Consider the following 15,130-nt stretch of genomic DNA (forward strand, 5'->3'; position numbering starts at 1 on the left):
CCCTGTCTGTTTACTCATGGTGTTGGTTGATTTGAAACGTTTGTTCAAACAGGCGATGTCGGAACATCGCCCGATCAACCAGCACCAATCGATTTTAACATTTTAACGAAAAAAAATCCTCTTCCCGCGTGAGTGGACTGGGTTTCAATCCGCGCCCCTCTTGCGAAGGGAGACCTCCCCACCGCCGTGCTCCAGGAGCCGAGCTGGCAGTTTCAACCTGCTGCCGATCCCCCGCGTTAACCGCCTCAATCTCTTTGGAATCACGGGTGCTGCGACCCTCAACTCTTCATCACTCCCAACAGCTCCTTCAAACTCAGCACACGCGGAAAGGCCGATGTTCTTCCCAATGATCCGGACTTTCGATAACTCCGCCCCGATTCAAACTCCTGCAGCACCTTTTGGAGCTCCGGCCCGTTTTATTCCTGCCCCTTATACGCCTGATCTTCTTCAACTTCAAAGACTGCATAAATCTCCCCCTTGCCTTTGGGGTAACCAAGCCGTTCAAGCTCTTCAGCGGTGAAAACCTTGTAGCCCGGGGTTTTCAGTCCAAACAGCCCCGGCTCCACAAAATTATCATCCGATCTAAATAGCACATGCCGCGTCGTCGCCAGCTCGGGCGGAACCCGGAATGATCCAATGCGCTGACCCAGCCGGACGACCGCGAGACTGCGTTTCAACGACCACATACGATGCGCCTCTGTTTTGTGCCAAGCCACCACCACATGATGCTCTGCCGGAGGCAATGCGCGATTCGTGTCGCTCATCTCATCCAGCTCTCCAAGTTTGAGCCCGCCGTAGGTCACGGGATCTTCCTTGAGCGTGTAGGACTCCGCCGCATGGAACGTCGCCCGTTCCCGTGCCGTGGTCCGGTTGGATAGATGCTCGATCACCGTATCCAGAAACGTTGCCAAGTTGTCCAGCCCCGCGGCAGTTCCATCCTTGCGGGGACGGATCGCGAATGCCCCCAAGCCCGGCAGCACCTCGTGAAAGCCGGTGAATTCCTCGTAACGCCTGACCTCTCCGGCATCACCGGGATATAACACATAAGCACCTGCCGTGCGCCGGATGGCATCGCGGTAGGCGTGCATTTTGAGGAGATCGGCATACTTCGCGGAGCTGGGCTTTCCGCCAGCCGATTCGGCACGGTCCTGAATCACCTCGTCGTCCGTGTCGCAGCCGAGCATCTCCGTCAGATTCTCCACCCGACATCTCGCATCGAAGTGGACGTGAACCATCGTGTCGCACGCTTCGGCAGAGTCTCTGTCGAACTCCGCAGGCCAAATGCTGATCGTATAATCCGGTTGCACGCCACGCGTCCAGCTTCCGCCGTTCTTATGGTTCTGGTCCCGGTTGAACTTCTTGTTGAAATGAAACTCCGCGTTCAACGGGCGTCGGGCCTTCTCGGACCACACTCCGCCGATCGGCGTATGAAGCTCGATGCCGCGCTCCAACTTCAATCGGGGCAATCCGGCATCCTGCTCCACCAGGATCGAGTGCAACGCTTTCTTGCAGTCGAACTTCGAGCGGAACAGCGCCTCAAGTTGGAAAAACAGCCAATACTCATACAGCGTCGCCACATTCCTCGCGCCGCCCTGCCAGACTTCATGGCCCCCAGCCCAGGCGAGCTGAGCTCCCACATGAAACTGCAACCACACATGGAGCAATTCCCGGTAACCCGCCTCCCGTTGCAACACCGGGCTGCCTAGCGGCAAAAGCTCGGTTCGTGAAACATCGGGTAGAAAGCCGCGTCCCAGCAAGGCATCCAGTCTCCCGCGCAAGCGGGCGACATCGCGCAACAACCTCACAGTGTTCGGTTTTGCCGCGTCCACCGGGTTCCGTCCCAGCATTCCCGCCACCTCCGCCAGAAAGTCGCGGAAATCCACCAGCACCATCTTGACGAACCAATTCTCCGCCGTGTCGAGGAAGTCCGTGCGCTTGGAGACCTGGATGCGGGCCGGCAAGGACGACAGCTTCGGATGGATTCCCCGCAAGGGATGAGCTGCATGCAAGGCGACCCGATCACCCACCTTGGAGATTTGTCGGGCGAAGTCCTTGCCTGCTTTAAATGGATGGGAAATGGGTTGTTCCCTCCGCTCGTCTTCCAGCAGGCGATGGGGGTTACGCAGCACCTCATCCACCGCTCCATGAAAATTCGAGGACTCCAGCGTGTGGCGGAGGAACTCCAACTGCTGCCCCGGCACCTCAGGATTTTTCTGCCGGGCGGCGGAAAGCCGCAGGCGGGTGGGCGCCCGGCTGTCCAGCAGCAGGCCCGCGCACTTTCCAGCGATGTGCTCCAGCATTCCCTGATAGTGCTCCCGATAATTCAGCTTCACCGACCGCACCTCCACCGCGCCTCTGGCCACCGGAGTGGAATCGTCTTCACGCACCACCTCAGTGCCCAACATTGGGGTCATGAGCGGGCGTGGATTTCAGCAAGACGCGCCAAGGCGTGCACCCGGGTGAGCGTGGAGTCCTGGTGCCTTTTCAACCAGCGCCCGCCTCACGCGCTCACAACCCGCTCAGGACGAGTATTTTCCAATCTGGTATTGGACCCCGTTGCGCCCCTGTTCGCAGCTGAACAATAATTGGCAATGCGCGGCGGACGGGTGTATGTTCAAAAGCTCGTAATCCGTCCCGCGGAGCTCCCTGTGGTTGAAAATACTGATCCGCTTCCGGGCGTTTTACGGGCACTGCCCTGTGAAATTTAACCTTGTAAACGGTCATGAAACGCAAGCCATCCCCCTCAACTCCCCGTGGTCACGCCATGGTCTCCCTGCTCGCCCTCGTGGGTGCCGGCGCGATCGCGCTCGGATTCTCCAGCTGGCTTTGGAGCTGGCCGCTGGCGCTCTCCACCACCAATCACGAGGTCGTCTCCCTCAACCTCAACGACGCCGCGCTCGTCCGCGAGCCGAAGCTCTCCGCGAGCTTCGCGCCGGTCGTCGAGCGGGTCGCCCCGAGCGTGGTCAACGTGTTCTCCACCAAGATGGTGCGCAATCCCTTCGGCCGCGACTTGCGACCGCTGTTTGACGACCCGCTTTTCCGCCGCTTCTTCGGTGACCAGTTCGATGAAGAATCTCCGCGCCAAATGCCGCGCATGCAAAAACAGCAAAGCCTCGGCTCCGGCGTGATCGTCAGCAAGGACGGCCACATCCTCACCAACAACCACGTCGTGGATGGCGCGGACGAGGTCAAGGTGGCGCTGCTAGGCGACAAGCGCGAGTTCACCGCCAAGGTCGTCGGCCGCGACCCGAAGACCGACATCGCCGTGCTCAAGATCGACGCCGGAGACCTGCCGCCGCTCACCCTCGCCGCCAGCGACAAGGTGGCCGTGGGCGACGTCGTGCTCGCCGTCGGCAATCCCTTCGGCATCGGCCAGACGGTGACCATGGGCATCGTCAGTGCGACCCGGCGCGGCGGCATGGGCATCGAGGAATACGAGGATTTCATCCAGACCGACGCCTCGATCAATCCCGGCAACTCCGGCGGCGCGCTGGTCGATACCGACGGGCGGTTAGTCGGCATCTGCACCGCGATCCTGAGCCGCAGCGGCGGCAACCAAGGCGTGGGCTTCGCCGTGCCGATGGATCTCGCCCGCAACGTGATGGAGCAGATTTTGAAAAAAGGCCGTGTCGTCCGCGGCTACCTCGGCGTGAGCATCCAGGACGTGACGCCGGAGCTGCGGAAGGAATTCTCCGTGCCCGAGGGCCGCGGCGCGCTCGTCGGCGGCGTCAACCAGGACGGCTCGGCGGCAGAGGCGGGATTGAAGAGCGGCGACGTGATCGTCGACTTCGACGGCAAGCCCGTCGCCGACAGCCGCGCGCTCAAGCTGATGGTCGGCGCGACCGCCCCGGGCGCGAAGGCGGACGTCAAAGTGCTGCGCGATGGCAAGGAGAAATCCTTCACCGTCACGCTCAAGGAAATGCCTGACAAGGTCGCCGGGTCGGAGTCCGCAGGCGAGGAAACGATTGCCGGCGAGGTGCTGCGCGGCGTCACCCTCACCGCCATCGACGAAGACGCGCGGCGACTGCTGGATCTCCCCTCCACGCTCAAAGGCGCGCTCGTCTCGGAGATCGACGCCGACTCTGTCGCCTTCGACGCCGGGCTGCGCGAGGGCAACGTGATCCAGGAAATCAACCGCGAGCCCGTCGCGAGCGTGCAAGAAGCCGCCGCCGCGATCCGCAAGGCAAGCGGCAAACGCCTGGTCCTTCTCGTCTGGAGCCAGGGCGGCAGCCGCTTCGTCGTGGTTGACGAGAGAAAGCAGAAGTGAATCGACCGGAACCGGCTTTGAGGCGGCGGGCGGCGGATAGAAAACGGCCCGCCGTCCGATGACACGGGCGGCGGGCGGGTCGCATGAATGCGGATAGAGAGCCGGTCTATGCGGCCTTCTTGGTTGCCTTTTCAGCGGGTTTCCCGATCATCTCGATCTCGGAGACGTCCAAGGTTTTCTTGCCGTCTTTTTCACTCACGCGGTGAGGAAGACGGTTGGAATTGACGGGATTCGGGGGCAGCATCCCGCCGATGAACGACGCCGCATTCCTCCGCGAGACTGAAAACTTCCTCCACGCGCAAATCCCCATCACGCGGGCCATGGGCGTGGGCGTGGAATCGCATGACGAAACCCGGCTCGTCCTAACCGCCCCGCTGGAGTTGAACCACAACCACCTCGGCACCGCCTTCGGCGGCAGTCTCAGCGCCATTGCCACGCTCGCCGGTTATGGGTTGTTATGGCTCAAGCTCGGCGACCGGAGCGCCCACATTGTCATCCGGGACAGCTCGATCCACTACCGCCATCCGGTCCGCGGGACGATCCGCGCGGTCTGCCAGAGTCCGGACGAAGCCGCGCTCGCCGCGTTCAAGTCCCGCTTCCGCGAAAAGGGCCGGGCGCGCATCGGCTTGAAAGTCGTCATCGTGGAAGATGACAAGGTCTGTGTGGAGTTCGAGGGCGTCTATGTGGCGCTCACATGATCCGGTCGAGCAGCGGGGTGCCTGCCAGGTAGTGTTGTAAATTTGATAGAAAATGCCGCGCCAGCGTGCCGGACTCGTCCGCGTGGCCGCCGGCGATGTGCGGGGTGATGAAGCATGCCGGCTCGCTCCGCAACGGGTGGTCGGGCGGCAGCGGCTCGGGCTCGGTGACGTCCAGCCACGCGGCGGCGATCCGGCCGGAACGCAGCGCGGCTAACAAGGCGTCCTGATCCACCGTGGTGCCGCGGCCGATGTTATAAAACACCGCGCCGCGCTTCATCTGCGCGAGGTGCGCCGCGTCGATGAAACTCAGCGAAGCCGGGTTGTCCGGCAGGATGTTGATGACGTGGTCCGCGGTGGCGAGCGCGGCGGGCAGACCTTCGGCGGTGACGGTGGGAAACCCCTCGTCGCCGCGCGGCTGGCGGCGCATCGCGGTGATCTTCATTTCAAACGGCGCCAACAACCTCACCAGCGCCGTGGCGATCCCGCCGAAGCCGAGGATCACCACGCTCTGCGCGCGCAGCGAGACCGAGTCGCCGCGCAGCTGGAACCATTCCGGCGAGCCGTTGGCCGCCTGGCTCCGCAGCGCCTGCGGCAGCCGCCGCGACCAGGCCAGCATGAAGGCGAACACATGCTCGGCGCAGGCCGCGGCATAGACGCTGGAGCTGTTCGTCACCACCAGCCCGCGCTCCGCCACCAGCGCGCGGAACTCCGGCGTGTCATAGCGCGTGAAGCCGGCGGTGCTCACGTGAATCCATCTCAACCGCTCCGAGCGCCGGATGCTCTCCAGATCCGGTTGGCCGAAGGCGATGTCCGCCAGCGGAAACGCCGGGTCCGGCTCCGCCTGCGCCAGCACCGAGGCCACCCCGGTGCGGGGAAACAGGACCTCATGCGGCGCGGTGCCGTCCAGCAGCAGTCGCGCGGTGGCGGCGTCGAGCGGCGAGTCGGCGAAGATTTTCAAGGGAGTCATGGCGTTCGGGAATGCGGGTGGTGGCGGCGGCGCGCGGGGGATCCTCGCATCCCGGCCCGGGCATGCAAGCCGATCCACCGGCGAGCAGGACCGGCAGGCGGCGTTCCAATTGGAAGGGGCTGGCGCGTCTCGCCAGTGGGTCCGGCCCATGCGTGGAAGCACCTCCCAAACTGACGAGGTCGCCCGGTCCGGAGTTGGTATTGTTCGAGTTTTGAGGCTTCGCAAAGTCCGCGCGTCATATCGACGATTGGGCTGAACAGAGTGAAGAGGATCATCGGAAAATACTCCCCGGCGTCGAACTTGCGTCGGGAATCGAGTTCGCGCGAGGACTTGGTGCGGCGCGAGTCGAGTCCGGCGAGAGCCTCCCGAAATCGCTCCAGCAACGGTCTGCGGCGCCACCGCCACGCTTTGCAGGCCCGCGCAACGATCGGGCGAGTCAGATTCCCTGCAAGACTTCGACTCCTCGGCCCTGCAATTGCTCGACGAAGGCCGGATCGGCCGCCTTGTCGGTGACCAGGCAACTGAGGTCCTCGATTAGCGCGAAGAAGAACGCTGCCCTTTGTCCGAGCTTTGAATGGTCCGCCAGAAAGACCACGTCTTCGGCGTTTGCGATGACCCGCTCCTTGAAAGCCGCCTGGCGGGCGTTGCTCTCGCTGACGCCGCGCTCGAGGTGGATCCCGTTTCCCGAGAAGAACATGCGGTGGATGTTATAGCGTTGCAGGGACTTTTCCGCCGTCAGGCCGATGAATGAACGGGACTTGGGGTCGAACAAGCCACCGGTGCAGATGAGGTCGAGGTTGGGGCGGTCGGAGAGGGCGGTGAAGACGTTGAGCGCGTTGGTCAGGATGGTCAGCGGCAGGTCGGGGAGAAACTCGGTGAGGGTCAGCACGGTGGAACTCGCATCGAGGAAAATCGTCTCGTTCGCTTGGATCCGGCTGGCCGCGAGGCGGGCGATCGCTTGCTTTTCCCCCCGTCGGATCGCCTGGCGCTCGGTGAACGGGAGCTCTCCCCGGATTCGTTCCGGGCGGCTCGCCCCGCCGTGGGTGCGGATCAGCTCGCCGCGTTTCTCGAGGATCTCGAAATCCTTGCGGACGGTTTCATCCGTGACGCCGAGATCCGCGGCGGTCTCGATGGTGCGCAAAGAACCCGTTCCGTGGAGGAGTTCTAAAATCCGGCGTTGGCGGTCGATGGCGAGCATGATTCGGGAAAATCTTTGTTTCGTTGGGAATTTTTGGGTTTTTGGTTGACTTGTCAATCCAATCCGCCGATCGAAGGCGCACAGATGGCCGCACCGATCTCCCAATCCACGCCCCGAGCCGTTGTCGAACACCTCGTTCGGGAGCAAGTTTACGCCAGCATGGGGCTTTCCTTGCCAGCGGCCTCCAAGGCACCTAACGCGTTGCTCGTCAACATCTCCGCTCGTCACTGCCACCTTACGCAGGCTGCCGTTGAAGCGCTGTTCGGCCCCGGGCATCAGCTCACGCCGATGAAGGGGCTTTATCAAAACGGGCAATACGCCGCGAAGGAGTCCATCACCTTGATCGGGCCACGCAGCCGGATCATTTCCAATCTGCGCATTCTTGGTCCCTGCCGTGATTTGAACCAAGTCGAACTCGCTTACACCGACGCGATTTCGCTCGGATTCGACATTCCGGTCGCCATGTCCGGCGCGATCAAGGGCACGCCCGGCTGCATGCTGATGGGCCCGCACGGTTATTTCCAAATGGACGAGGGCGTCATCCGCGCCCAACCGCATGTCCACATGCATCCCGACGATGCCGCTTATTACGGCGTCAAGCACCTCGACACGATGAAGCTGAAAGTCCACGGCCCGCTCGCCATGACTTTCGACAAGCTCGTCGTCCGCGTGGATCCCTCCTTCAAGCTCGAAGTCCACATCGACACCGACGAGGGCAACGCCTGCGGCCTCAAGCCCGACACTTTCTGCGAACTCACCAAGTAATCTCAATCCAATCCCACATCACCAACTAACACTATGAGCACTGCACTCGGCATGATCGAAACCAAAGGCTACGTCGGCAGCGTCGAAGCCACCGACGCGATGGCCAAAGCCGCCAACGTCCAAATCATCAATCAAATCCAAATCGGCGGTGCGTTCCTCACCGTTCTCGTCAAGGGCGACGTCGGCAGCGTGAAAGCCGCCGTCGATGCCGGAGCCGAAGCCGCCGGCCGTGTCGGCGAACTCGTCGCCGCCCACGTCATCGCCCGTCCGCATCCCGAGCTGCTCAGTCAGTTCGGCATCGCCTGATTTTTCAATCCAACCCTCTAACCTACTACTACCATGGCCAAACAAGCAATCGGCATCATCGAAACCAAGGGATTCATCTCCCTGGTGGAAGCCTCCGACGCGGCTCTCAAGTCCGCTGACATCAGAATGACCGGCTGGGAAAAGATCGGTTCCGGTCTCGTCACCGGTTTCTTCACCGGCGACGTCGCCGCGGTGAAAGCCGGCCTCGACGCCGCCGCAGCAGCAGCATCCAAGCTCGGCACCGTCACCTCGGTGCAAGTCATCCCACGCCCGCACGACGATCTGTCGAAGCTCGGCGGATGGATTGGCTGATTTTTCAGCGTTTCAGATTCTAAGTATTTCAGCTTCTATCAAGATGCTCGTCCTCGTCGCCAACCTCGGTTCCACCTCCTTCAAATACCGCCTCTTCCGCATGGATGAGAGCGGCGGCGAGGTGATTGCCAAGGGCGGCTACGAGCGGGTGACGGATCACGCTGTCGTGATTGAAGACGCCTTGGCGACCCTTCAGCGCGACGGAATCATCGCCAGCCCGGATGAGATCGACGCCGTCGGTTTCAAGACGGTCCTGGGCAAGGATCTCAGCGGTTGCGTGATCGCCGACCAAAAGACGATCGACGCGCTCGACGGCTTCACCGCCGTCGCACCCGCGCACAATCCGCCCTACGCTGCAGGCATCCGGCAGTTTGAACAAGCGCTGCCGAAGGCCCGCCTCGTGGCGCTGTTCGAAACCGCCTTCTATCAGTGGACCCCGCCGGCGTATTACAACTACGCCATCCCGCAATCCTGGCGGGACATCGGGATCCGCCGCTATGGATTCCACGGCGCCAGCCACAAGTTCATCGCCGAGCGTTCCGCCGAGCTTTGCGGCCGCGACGACGTCGCGGAAATCGCCCGCCGGCTCTATCTGGACGGGCCGCGGCCGGTTGAAGGGAAACCGCTCCGCGTCGTTTCCTGCCACCTCGGCGGTTCCAGCTCCGTTACCGGAATCCGCAACGGCGTGGCGATCGGTTCCAGCATGGGATTCTCCCCGCAAAGCGGGCTGCCGCAAAACAACCGTGTCGGGGATCTCGACTCCGGCGCGATTCCCTACGCCATGCGGACACTAGGCATCTCGCTTGACGAGGCCGAGCGCCAGCTAACCAAGGAGTCCGGACTTCTCGGATTGTCAGGCGTCTCTAACGATGCTCGCGACATCAGGGCCGCTGCCGCCGAGGGAAATGCTTCTGCCCAACTCGCGATCGACGCCAACGTGCATTCGATCCGCCACTGGATCGGGGCCTTCCTCGTCGATCTCGGCGGAATCGACGCACTCGTTTTCACCGCAGGAATCGGCGAAAACGGAGCGGAGACCCGTGATGCGGTTTGCAAGGGTCTTGAAGTGTTCGGCATCCGCCTCGATCCCGCGAAGAACGCCGACTGCCGCGCCACCGAGGCCGTCATCAGCGCCGATGACTCACCCGTGAAGATCATCGTCATCCCCGCGAACGAGGAGCTCGTCCTCGCCCGCGAAGTCTATCGAAAGCTTTCCTGATTCTCATCACCACCTCTCACAACTCACACCAAACTAATACTACCATGGCCAAACAAGCACTTGGACTCCTCGAAACCCGTGGCCTCGCCTGTCTCGTCGTCGGCGTTGACGCGATGCTCAAATCCGCAAACGTCGAACTCGTCGGTCCGATGAAGCAAATCGGAAACGCAATGTGCAACGCGGTCGTCACCGGCGACGTCGCCGCGGTGAAAGCCGCGCTCGACGCCGGTGCCGCCGCTGCTTCCGAATCCGGCGAAGTCATCAGCGCCCACGTCATCGCCCGTCCGGACGATGCCATCGACAGCGTTCTTCCCAAGGATGCCGCTGCCCGCGCTCCACGCAAGTAATTCCCCAATGCCCCGCCCGCGGTCCTAACCGGTCGCGGGCGGGGCCTTCCCTCAATCCCAGATGTTTCTCGCAGAAGTCATCGGACAAGTCGTATCGACGAAAAAAGACGAGCTCATGGTCGGAAGGAAACTTCTCCTGCTCCGTCCCAAGCTCGTTGACGACAAGGACCCGTCCAAGTTCAAGGACGGCCAGAACACCATTGTCGCGATCGACACGGTGGGTGCCGGTGAGGGCGAGCTCGTGCTCTTCTGCCAGGGCAGCTCTGCCCGCGCCGCGCAGGGCCTGAAACTCATCCCGGTGGATGCGGCCATCGTCGCGATCATCGACCGCGTCGAAGTCCTCGGTAAAACCGTTTACAAGGGTGGTTAGCCTCATCCGTTTGGCTAATCGACCAGGCCTCGCGCCGTTTTAACAATTTCAATTTCCCGCATGAAAACTCTCGATCCAGAAACACTTCGCTCCGTCGTAGAATCGGTTATTTCCCGCCTCGCGACCACCGGTGTCCAAGTGGCACCCGCGGCAAAACCCGCCGCCAAGTCATCCTCATGCGGCTGCGGTTGCAGTGGTGAGTCCGGCCAGCGCGGGGTTTTCACCTGCGTTGACAAGGCCGCCCACGCCGCCACCGATGCCCACCTCCAGCTGAAAAAGCTAGGAGTCGCCGGGCGCGCGAAGGTGATCGAAATCGTCAAGGGCATGGCCGTTGCTAACGCCGAGCCATGGGGCAGGTTCGAGATGGAGGAGACCAAGATCGGCCGCCTCGATCACAAGATCGGCAAGCTCCTCATCACCAAGAACGTCCCCGGCACCGAGTGGCTCCAGCCCTACGCGATGAGCGGCGACGGCGGTATCACCCTCGAGGAATACGCTCCCTTTGGCGTGATCGGCGCGATTCTGCCAGTCACTCATTCGGTCCCCACTCTTACCGGCAACGTCATCAACATGGTGGCCGCCGGAAATTCCATCGTTTTCAATCCGCATCCCGGTGGCGCCCGTAGTGCCGCGATGGCCGTGCGCGCTTACAACGAAGCGATCTTCCGCGAGATCGGCATCGACAACATCATCACCACGATCGAGTCGCCAAGCATCGAGTCCTTCGACCTGCTGTGCAAGAACCCGCTCGTCAACCTGCTCGCCATCACCGGCGGTCCGGCAGTTGTCAACGCGGCCATGAAATCCGGCAAGCGCGCGATCTGCGCCGGCCCGGGAAATCCGGTCGTCGTCGTCGATGCCACCGCCGACCTCGCCCGCGCGGCCCGCAACATCATCGAAGGCGGCGCGTTCGATAACAACCTGCTCTGCATCGGGGAAAAAGTCGTCTTCGTCGTCAGCTCCGTCTTCAACAAATTCTGTGAGGAACTCACCAAGGCCGGTGCCGCCCGCCTCAACTCACAAGAGCTTGAGCGCCTCACCGCCGCCGCATTCACCTTCAAGCCCGGCGAAGGCGGTGGTTGCTCGCACGCCTCCGTCAACCGCGCTCTTGTCGGTGCCGATCCAAGCGTGCTCGCCCAGCACGCCGGAGCTAACATTCCCGCAGGCACCCAGCTTCTCTTCGCCGAGACCGATGCCGACCATCCGTTCGTGCAGGAAGAGCAAATGATGCCGATGATGCCGATCGTTTCGGTGCCCGACTTCGAAACCGGCGTCCGCGAGGCCAAACGCGCCGAGCACAACTACCGCCACTCCGCCATCATCCACACCAAGGACGTCGACCACATGACCTACATGGCCAAGGAAATGGACACCACCATCTTCGTCAAGAACGGCGCGTCCGTCGCCGGCCTCGGCCTCGGCGGTGAAGGCTATCTTTCCTACTCCATCGCCACCACGACGGGCGAGGGAATCACCACTCCCAAGACCTTCACCCGCGTCCGCCGCTGCGTGCTCGTCGAAAACCTCCGCATCATCTAACCAGATGTTCCTCGCTCAAGTCGTCGGCCACGCGGTCAGCAGTCATTCCCACCCCTCTCTCAAGGGGCAGAAGATGATGCTGTGCCAGGCTCTCGACCCCGACCTCGGACTGACCGGCGCGCCGATGGTCGCCATCGACCTCTTCGGTGCCGGCCTTCATTCCAAGGTGATGGTTTCCACCGACGGCCTCGGCGCCCGTCACATCGTGCACGACGACAAATCTCCCATCCGCAACTTCATCCAAGGCGTCGTTGACTGAACTTCCACCATGCGCGTAGCCCAAGTCATCGGTCGAGTGACCCTGAGTGTCCAAGATCCCTCCTTCAAAGGTGGTCGGTGGCTCATGGTCAATCCACTGGATGCCGGGCAATTCAATGACGCGTGCAAAAAAGCACCGGCCCTAACCGGCCAATCCACGCTCGTCGCCTATGACAACATGGGTGCCGGAGATGGCGACATCGTCGGCATCGTCGAAGGAGCCGAAGCCACCGCTCCCTTTGATTTTCCGATTCCTATCGATGCCATCACCGTCGCCATTTTCGACTCACTTTCGTACGAACCACCCCTTTCCGATTCCTAACCTCTGAACCCCATGAGCAACAAAGTCTTCACCGCCGCTGATATCGAAGCCCACTTGAAATCCGGGAAAACCGCCGCCGATCTTCCGAAAGGCTCGGTTCTCACGCCATCCGCCAAGGACGTTCTCCGCGACGGCATCGGCCCGGTCCGCGCCGGTGGCTCATCTGCTAGTTCGTCCGCGCCAGCCGCCTACGTCGAGCCGATCCTTCCCGACTACGAATTTCATTGGACTCCCGGCAAGGACCCGAAGACCCCGGCGGAGATCCAGGCGTTCTTCCACTCGCCTGCCATCGTCGAGCTCAAGCAGCGGATGGTCGACATCGGCAAGCGCATGTGGGCCCGCGAATACACCGACGGCAATGGTGGCAATCTAACCATCCGTGTCGGCGACAACCTCGTGCTCTGCACTCCGACCCTGGTTTCCAAGGGCTTCATGACACTTGAGCAGATGTGCCTTGTCGACATGGAAGGCGTGCAGCTCGCCGGCAAATACAAGCGCACCTCCGAGTGCATGACCCACCTTGCGATCATGAAGCGCCAGCCCAAGGCCAAAGCCTGCTGCCACGCTCACCCGCCGCACGGCACCGCCTTCGCGGTCGCGGGTGTCCAGCCACCGACCTGCATGATTCCCGAGGCCGAGGTCTTCCTCGGTCAGATCGGCCTGTCCAAATATGAAACCCCCGGCACCCCTGCGAACGCGGTGGCCGTCGGCGATGCCGCGGTCGATCACATGGCGGTTCTGATGGTGAACCACGGTGTCATCACCTGGGGCAAGGACATCGAGGATTCCTATTGGAAAATGGAAAACGTCGAGTCCTATTGCAAAACCATCTGGGTCGCCTCGCAGCTCAACGGCGGCAAGCTGCTCACCATCACCGGTGGCCAGGCCAAGGAACTCATCGCGCTCCGCAAGGTGCTCGGCATGGAGGACAAGCGCGCCAACTGGCAGGAATGCCAGCTCTGCGACAACGCCGAGTTCAGCCCCGGCACCGTCTGCCAGATTCCCGACAAGTCCGCTCCTTCCGGCGGCGGCAAGCTCGATCCGGAAGCCGAGAAGCTCGTGCAAATGCTCACCGAGCAGATCCTCGCCGCGGTCAAATAACAATTAGCTCCCCCGCATTTCATCCATGAAAACTCCCATCACCGTCTCCATCACCGGCGCGGCTGGCCAGATCGGCTACGCGCTTCTTTTCCGCATCGCTTCCGGCTTCGTTTTCGGCCCGGACCAACCGGTCAACCTCCGCCTGATCGAAATCGAGCCCGGCATGGCCGCGCTTCAAGGCGTCATCATGGAACTCGATGACTGCGCCTTCCCGCTGCTCAACGAAGTCGTCGGCACCTCGGATCTCAACGAAGGATTCAAGGGAACCAACTGGGCGCTTCTCGTCGGCTCCGTGCCGCGCAAGGCCGGAATGGAACGCGCCGATCTGCTCGGCATCAACGGCAAGATTTTCACCGGCCAAGGCAAGGCCATCGCCCGCAATGCCGCCAAGGACGTCCGCGTGCTGGTGGTTGGAAATCCCTGCAACACCAACGCCCTCATCGCCATGAACAACGCCGAGGGCGTGCCGAAGGACCGCTTCTTCGCGATGACCCGGCTCGATGAAAACCGTGCCAAGAGCCAGCTCGCCAAGAAGGCCAGCGTCCATCAGTCCAAGGTCACCAACCTCTGCATCTGGGGCAACCACTCGGTCACCCAGTATCCGGATTTCACTAATGCCAAGATCAACGGCCGTCCCGTCACCGACGTGATTTCCCACGTCGCATGGCTCAAGGGCGACTTCATCAGCACCGTCCAACAGCGCGGTGCGGCCATCATCAAGGCCCGCGGCGCATCCTCCGCCGCATCCGCCGCGAACGCCGCGCTCGACACGGTGAAAAGCCTCATCACTCCGACTCCGGCCGGGGACTGGCATTCCGTCGCGGTCTGCTCGGACGGTTCGTATGGCATTGAAAAGGGCCTCATCGCCTCAATGCCGATCCGCACCCTCGCGAACGGCAAATGGGAAGTCGTCCAAGGCCTGCCGATCGACGCCTTCAGCCAGGAGAAAATTGATCTCACCATCAGCGAGCTCAAGGAAGAGCGCGACGCGGTGAAGCATCTGATTCCCGGCTAAATCGCCGCGTTTCTTTGTGGCAATTTCACTGCGAGAACCGACCGCTGAGACGATTTGATTTTCCAACGGTGGTCTTACTGTTTGGGATCGGGTGGAGTGTTAGGCGCGTAAATAAATAGAATGCGGACATTGTTGTTTCACCTTATCCATCTGACCACCGTGCAGTGGTTGCGACATTCATGCTTCCCAGCCAGTTGGAATCGAAGAAGGCGAACACGGACCATCCGAATGAGTGGTAAAACTGAGGGCAGGATTCGTATCGAAAACCCCCATTTCCCCGCCCTCCAGTCTACGCCGCCTACTTCGCTGAAGCTACGAAGGCCAAGAAGGCTACGACAGGCAGGCAGGTCCGACCCAATGGCTCTTTCAGGGGCCTCCCGCAGAAAGCAAATTCCTAGCAGCTGAAAACCCGGTGCGGCACTATGGCACGCTCACCGAAGATCTCA

16 protein-coding genes are annotated in these 15,130 nt (G+C 61.8%); 13 read left to right on the plus strand and 3 right to left on the minus strand.

The window, feature by feature from the left end; genetic code table 11:
• Positions 1-416 precede the first annotated feature (416 nt).
• Positions 417-2,414: a DUF2357 domain-containing protein gene (locus tag AC4DF4_RS14245; RefSeq protein WP_490048777.1), complete on the minus strand. Its 1,998-nt coding sequence runs from the start codon at positions 2,412-2,414 to the stop codon at positions 417-419.
• A 308-nt stretch (positions 2,415-2,722) separates the two neighbouring features.
• Between AC4DF4_RS14245 and AC4DF4_RS14250 the strand changes: the two genes are divergently transcribed.
• Together AC4DF4_RS14250 and AC4DF4_RS14255 are read left to right on the plus strand one after the other, a co-directional pair.
• A complete protein-coding gene (locus AC4DF4_RS14250; RefSeq protein ID WP_490048778.1) occupies positions 2,723-4,267 on the plus strand; it encodes a DegQ family serine endoprotease in 1,545 nt (514 codons plus the stop codon).
• A 251-nt stretch (positions 4,268-4,518) separates the two neighbouring features.
• Positions 4,519-4,965 carry a thioesterase domain-containing protein gene (locus AC4DF4_RS14255; protein ID WP_490048779.1) on the plus strand — a complete coding sequence of 149 codons (447 nt, stop codon included), beginning with the start codon at positions 4,519-4,521 and terminating at the stop codon, positions 4,963-4,965.
• Here the strand turns inward: AC4DF4_RS14255 and AC4DF4_RS14260 are convergent.
• Together AC4DF4_RS14260 and AC4DF4_RS14265 are read right to left on the minus strand one after the other, a co-directional pair.
• Positions 4,958-5,932 (minus strand): D-2-hydroxyacid dehydrogenase, encoded by a 975-nt coding sequence (locus AC4DF4_RS14260; protein ID WP_490048780.1) that lies wholly within the window; start codon positions 5,930-5,932, stop codon positions 4,958-4,960. The genes AC4DF4_RS14255 and AC4DF4_RS14260 overlap by 8 nt on opposite strands.
• Before the next feature lie 436 nt (positions 5,933-6,368).
• Positions 6,369-7,130 (minus strand): DeoR/GlpR family DNA-binding transcription regulator, encoded by a 762-nt coding sequence (locus AC4DF4_RS14265; protein ID WP_490048781.1) that lies wholly within the window; start codon positions 7,128-7,130, stop codon positions 6,369-6,371.
• A gap of 84 nt (positions 7,131-7,214) precedes the next feature.
• Here AC4DF4_RS14265 and pduL point away from each other — a divergent pair, with 84 nt between their 5' ends.
• The 11 genes from pduL to AC4DF4_RS14320 all read left to right on the plus strand — a co-directional run bounded on the left by pduL (position 7,215) and on the right by AC4DF4_RS14320 (position 14,684).
• Entirely contained in the window at positions 7,215-7,895 is a 681-nt protein-coding gene (pduL, locus tag AC4DF4_RS14270; protein ID WP_490048782.1) for a phosphate propanoyltransferase, read from the plus strand.
• A 33-nt stretch (positions 7,896-7,928) separates the two neighbouring features.
• A complete protein-coding gene (locus AC4DF4_RS14275; protein ID WP_490048783.1) occupies positions 7,929-8,201 on the plus strand; it encodes a BMC domain-containing protein in 273 nt (90 codons plus the stop codon).
• A gap of 33 nt (positions 8,202-8,234) precedes the next feature.
• Positions 8,235-8,513, plus strand: a complete 279-nt coding sequence (locus AC4DF4_RS14280) for a BMC domain-containing protein (RefSeq protein ID WP_490048784.1) — start codon at positions 8,235-8,237, stop codon at positions 8,511-8,513.
• A gap of 43 nt (positions 8,514-8,556) precedes the next feature.
• Positions 8,557-9,732 (plus strand): acetate/propionate family kinase, encoded by a 1,176-nt coding sequence (locus AC4DF4_RS14285; RefSeq protein ID WP_490048785.1) that lies wholly within the window; start codon positions 8,557-8,559, stop codon positions 9,730-9,732.
• Between the two features lie 44 nt (positions 9,733-9,776).
• A complete protein-coding gene (locus AC4DF4_RS14290) occupies positions 9,777-10,079 on the plus strand; it encodes a BMC domain-containing protein (RefSeq protein WP_490048786.1) in 303 nt (100 codons plus the stop codon).
• Positions 10,080-10,140: 61 nt separating this feature from the next.
• Positions 10,141-10,449, plus strand: coding sequence for a EutN/CcmL family microcompartment protein (locus AC4DF4_RS14295; RefSeq protein ID WP_488259605.1), 309 nt, complete (start codon positions 10,141-10,143; stop codon positions 10,447-10,449).
• 60 nt (positions 10,450-10,509) lie between these two features.
• Entirely contained in the window at positions 10,510-11,988 is a 1,479-nt protein-coding gene (locus AC4DF4_RS14300; protein ID WP_490048787.1) for an aldehyde dehydrogenase, read from the plus strand.
• Between the two features lie 4 nt (positions 11,989-11,992).
• Complete coding sequence (locus AC4DF4_RS14305; RefSeq protein ID WP_490048788.1) at positions 11,993-12,247, plus strand: EutN/CcmL family microcompartment protein; 255 nt, start codon at positions 11,993-11,995, stop codon at positions 12,245-12,247.
• A 9-nt stretch (positions 12,248-12,256) separates the two neighbouring features.
• Complete coding sequence (locus AC4DF4_RS14310) at positions 12,257-12,568, plus strand: EutN/CcmL family microcompartment protein (RefSeq protein ID WP_490048789.1); 312 nt, start codon at positions 12,257-12,259, stop codon at positions 12,566-12,568.
• 12 nt (positions 12,569-12,580) lie between these two features.
• A complete protein-coding gene (locus AC4DF4_RS14315; RefSeq protein ID WP_490048790.1) occupies positions 12,581-13,669 on the plus strand; it encodes a class II aldolase/adducin family protein in 1,089 nt (362 codons plus the stop codon).
• Positions 13,670-13,694: 25 nt separating this feature from the next.
• A complete protein-coding gene (locus AC4DF4_RS14320; protein ID WP_490048791.1) occupies positions 13,695-14,684 on the plus strand; it encodes a malate dehydrogenase in 990 nt (329 codons plus the stop codon).
• Positions 14,685-15,130 lie beyond the last annotated feature (446 nt).

The organism is Luteolibacter sp. (assembly GCF_058122085.1).

Coding starts and splice junctions, on each gene's coding strand:
- AC4DF4_RS14275 (WP_490048783.1), top strand. CDS start 7,929: ATGAGCACTGCACTCGGCATGATCGAAACCAAAGGCTACGTCGGCAGC.
- AC4DF4_RS14295 (WP_488259605.1), top strand. CDS start 10,141: ATGTTTCTCGCAGAAGTCATCGGACAAGTCGTATCGACGAAAAAAGAC.
- AC4DF4_RS14315 (WP_490048790.1), top strand. CDS start 12,581: ATGAGCAACAAAGTCTTCACCGCCGCTGATATCGAAGCCCACTTGAAA.
- AC4DF4_RS14320 (WP_490048791.1), top strand. CDS start 13,695: ATGAAAACTCCCATCACCGTCTCCATCACCGGCGCGGCTGGCCAGATC.
- AC4DF4_RS14265 (WP_490048781.1), bottom strand. CDS start 7,130: ATGCTCGCCATCGACCGCCAACGCCGGATTTTAGAACTCCTCCACGGA.
- AC4DF4_RS14250 (WP_490048778.1), top strand. CDS start 2,723: ATGAAACGCAAGCCATCCCCCTCAACTCCCCGTGGTCACGCCATGGTC.
- AC4DF4_RS14310 (WP_490048789.1), top strand. CDS start 12,257: ATGCGCGTAGCCCAAGTCATCGGTCGAGTGACCCTGAGTGTCCAAGAT.
- AC4DF4_RS14285 (WP_490048785.1), top strand. CDS start 8,557: ATGCTCGTCCTCGTCGCCAACCTCGGTTCCACCTCCTTCAAATACCGC.
- pduL (WP_490048782.1), top strand. CDS start 7,215: ATGGCCGCACCGATCTCCCAATCCACGCCCCGAGCCGTTGTCGAACAC.
- AC4DF4_RS14290 (WP_490048786.1), top strand. CDS start 9,777: ATGGCCAAACAAGCACTTGGACTCCTCGAAACCCGTGGCCTCGCCTGT.
- AC4DF4_RS14260 (WP_490048780.1), bottom strand. CDS start 5,932: ATGACTCCCTTGAAAATCTTCGCCGACTCGCCGCTCGACGCCGCCACC.
- AC4DF4_RS14280 (WP_490048784.1), top strand. CDS start 8,235: ATGGCCAAACAAGCAATCGGCATCATCGAAACCAAGGGATTCATCTCC.
- AC4DF4_RS14300 (WP_490048787.1), top strand. CDS start 10,510: ATGAAAACTCTCGATCCAGAAACACTTCGCTCCGTCGTAGAATCGGTT.
- AC4DF4_RS14305 (WP_490048788.1), top strand. CDS start 11,993: ATGTTCCTCGCTCAAGTCGTCGGCCACGCGGTCAGCAGTCATTCCCAC.
- AC4DF4_RS14255 (WP_490048779.1), top strand. CDS start 4,519: ATGAACGACGCCGCATTCCTCCGCGAGACTGAAAACTTCCTCCACGCG.
- AC4DF4_RS14245 (WP_490048777.1), bottom strand. CDS start 2,414: ATGACCCCAATGTTGGGCACTGAGGTGGTGCGTGAAGACGATTCCACT.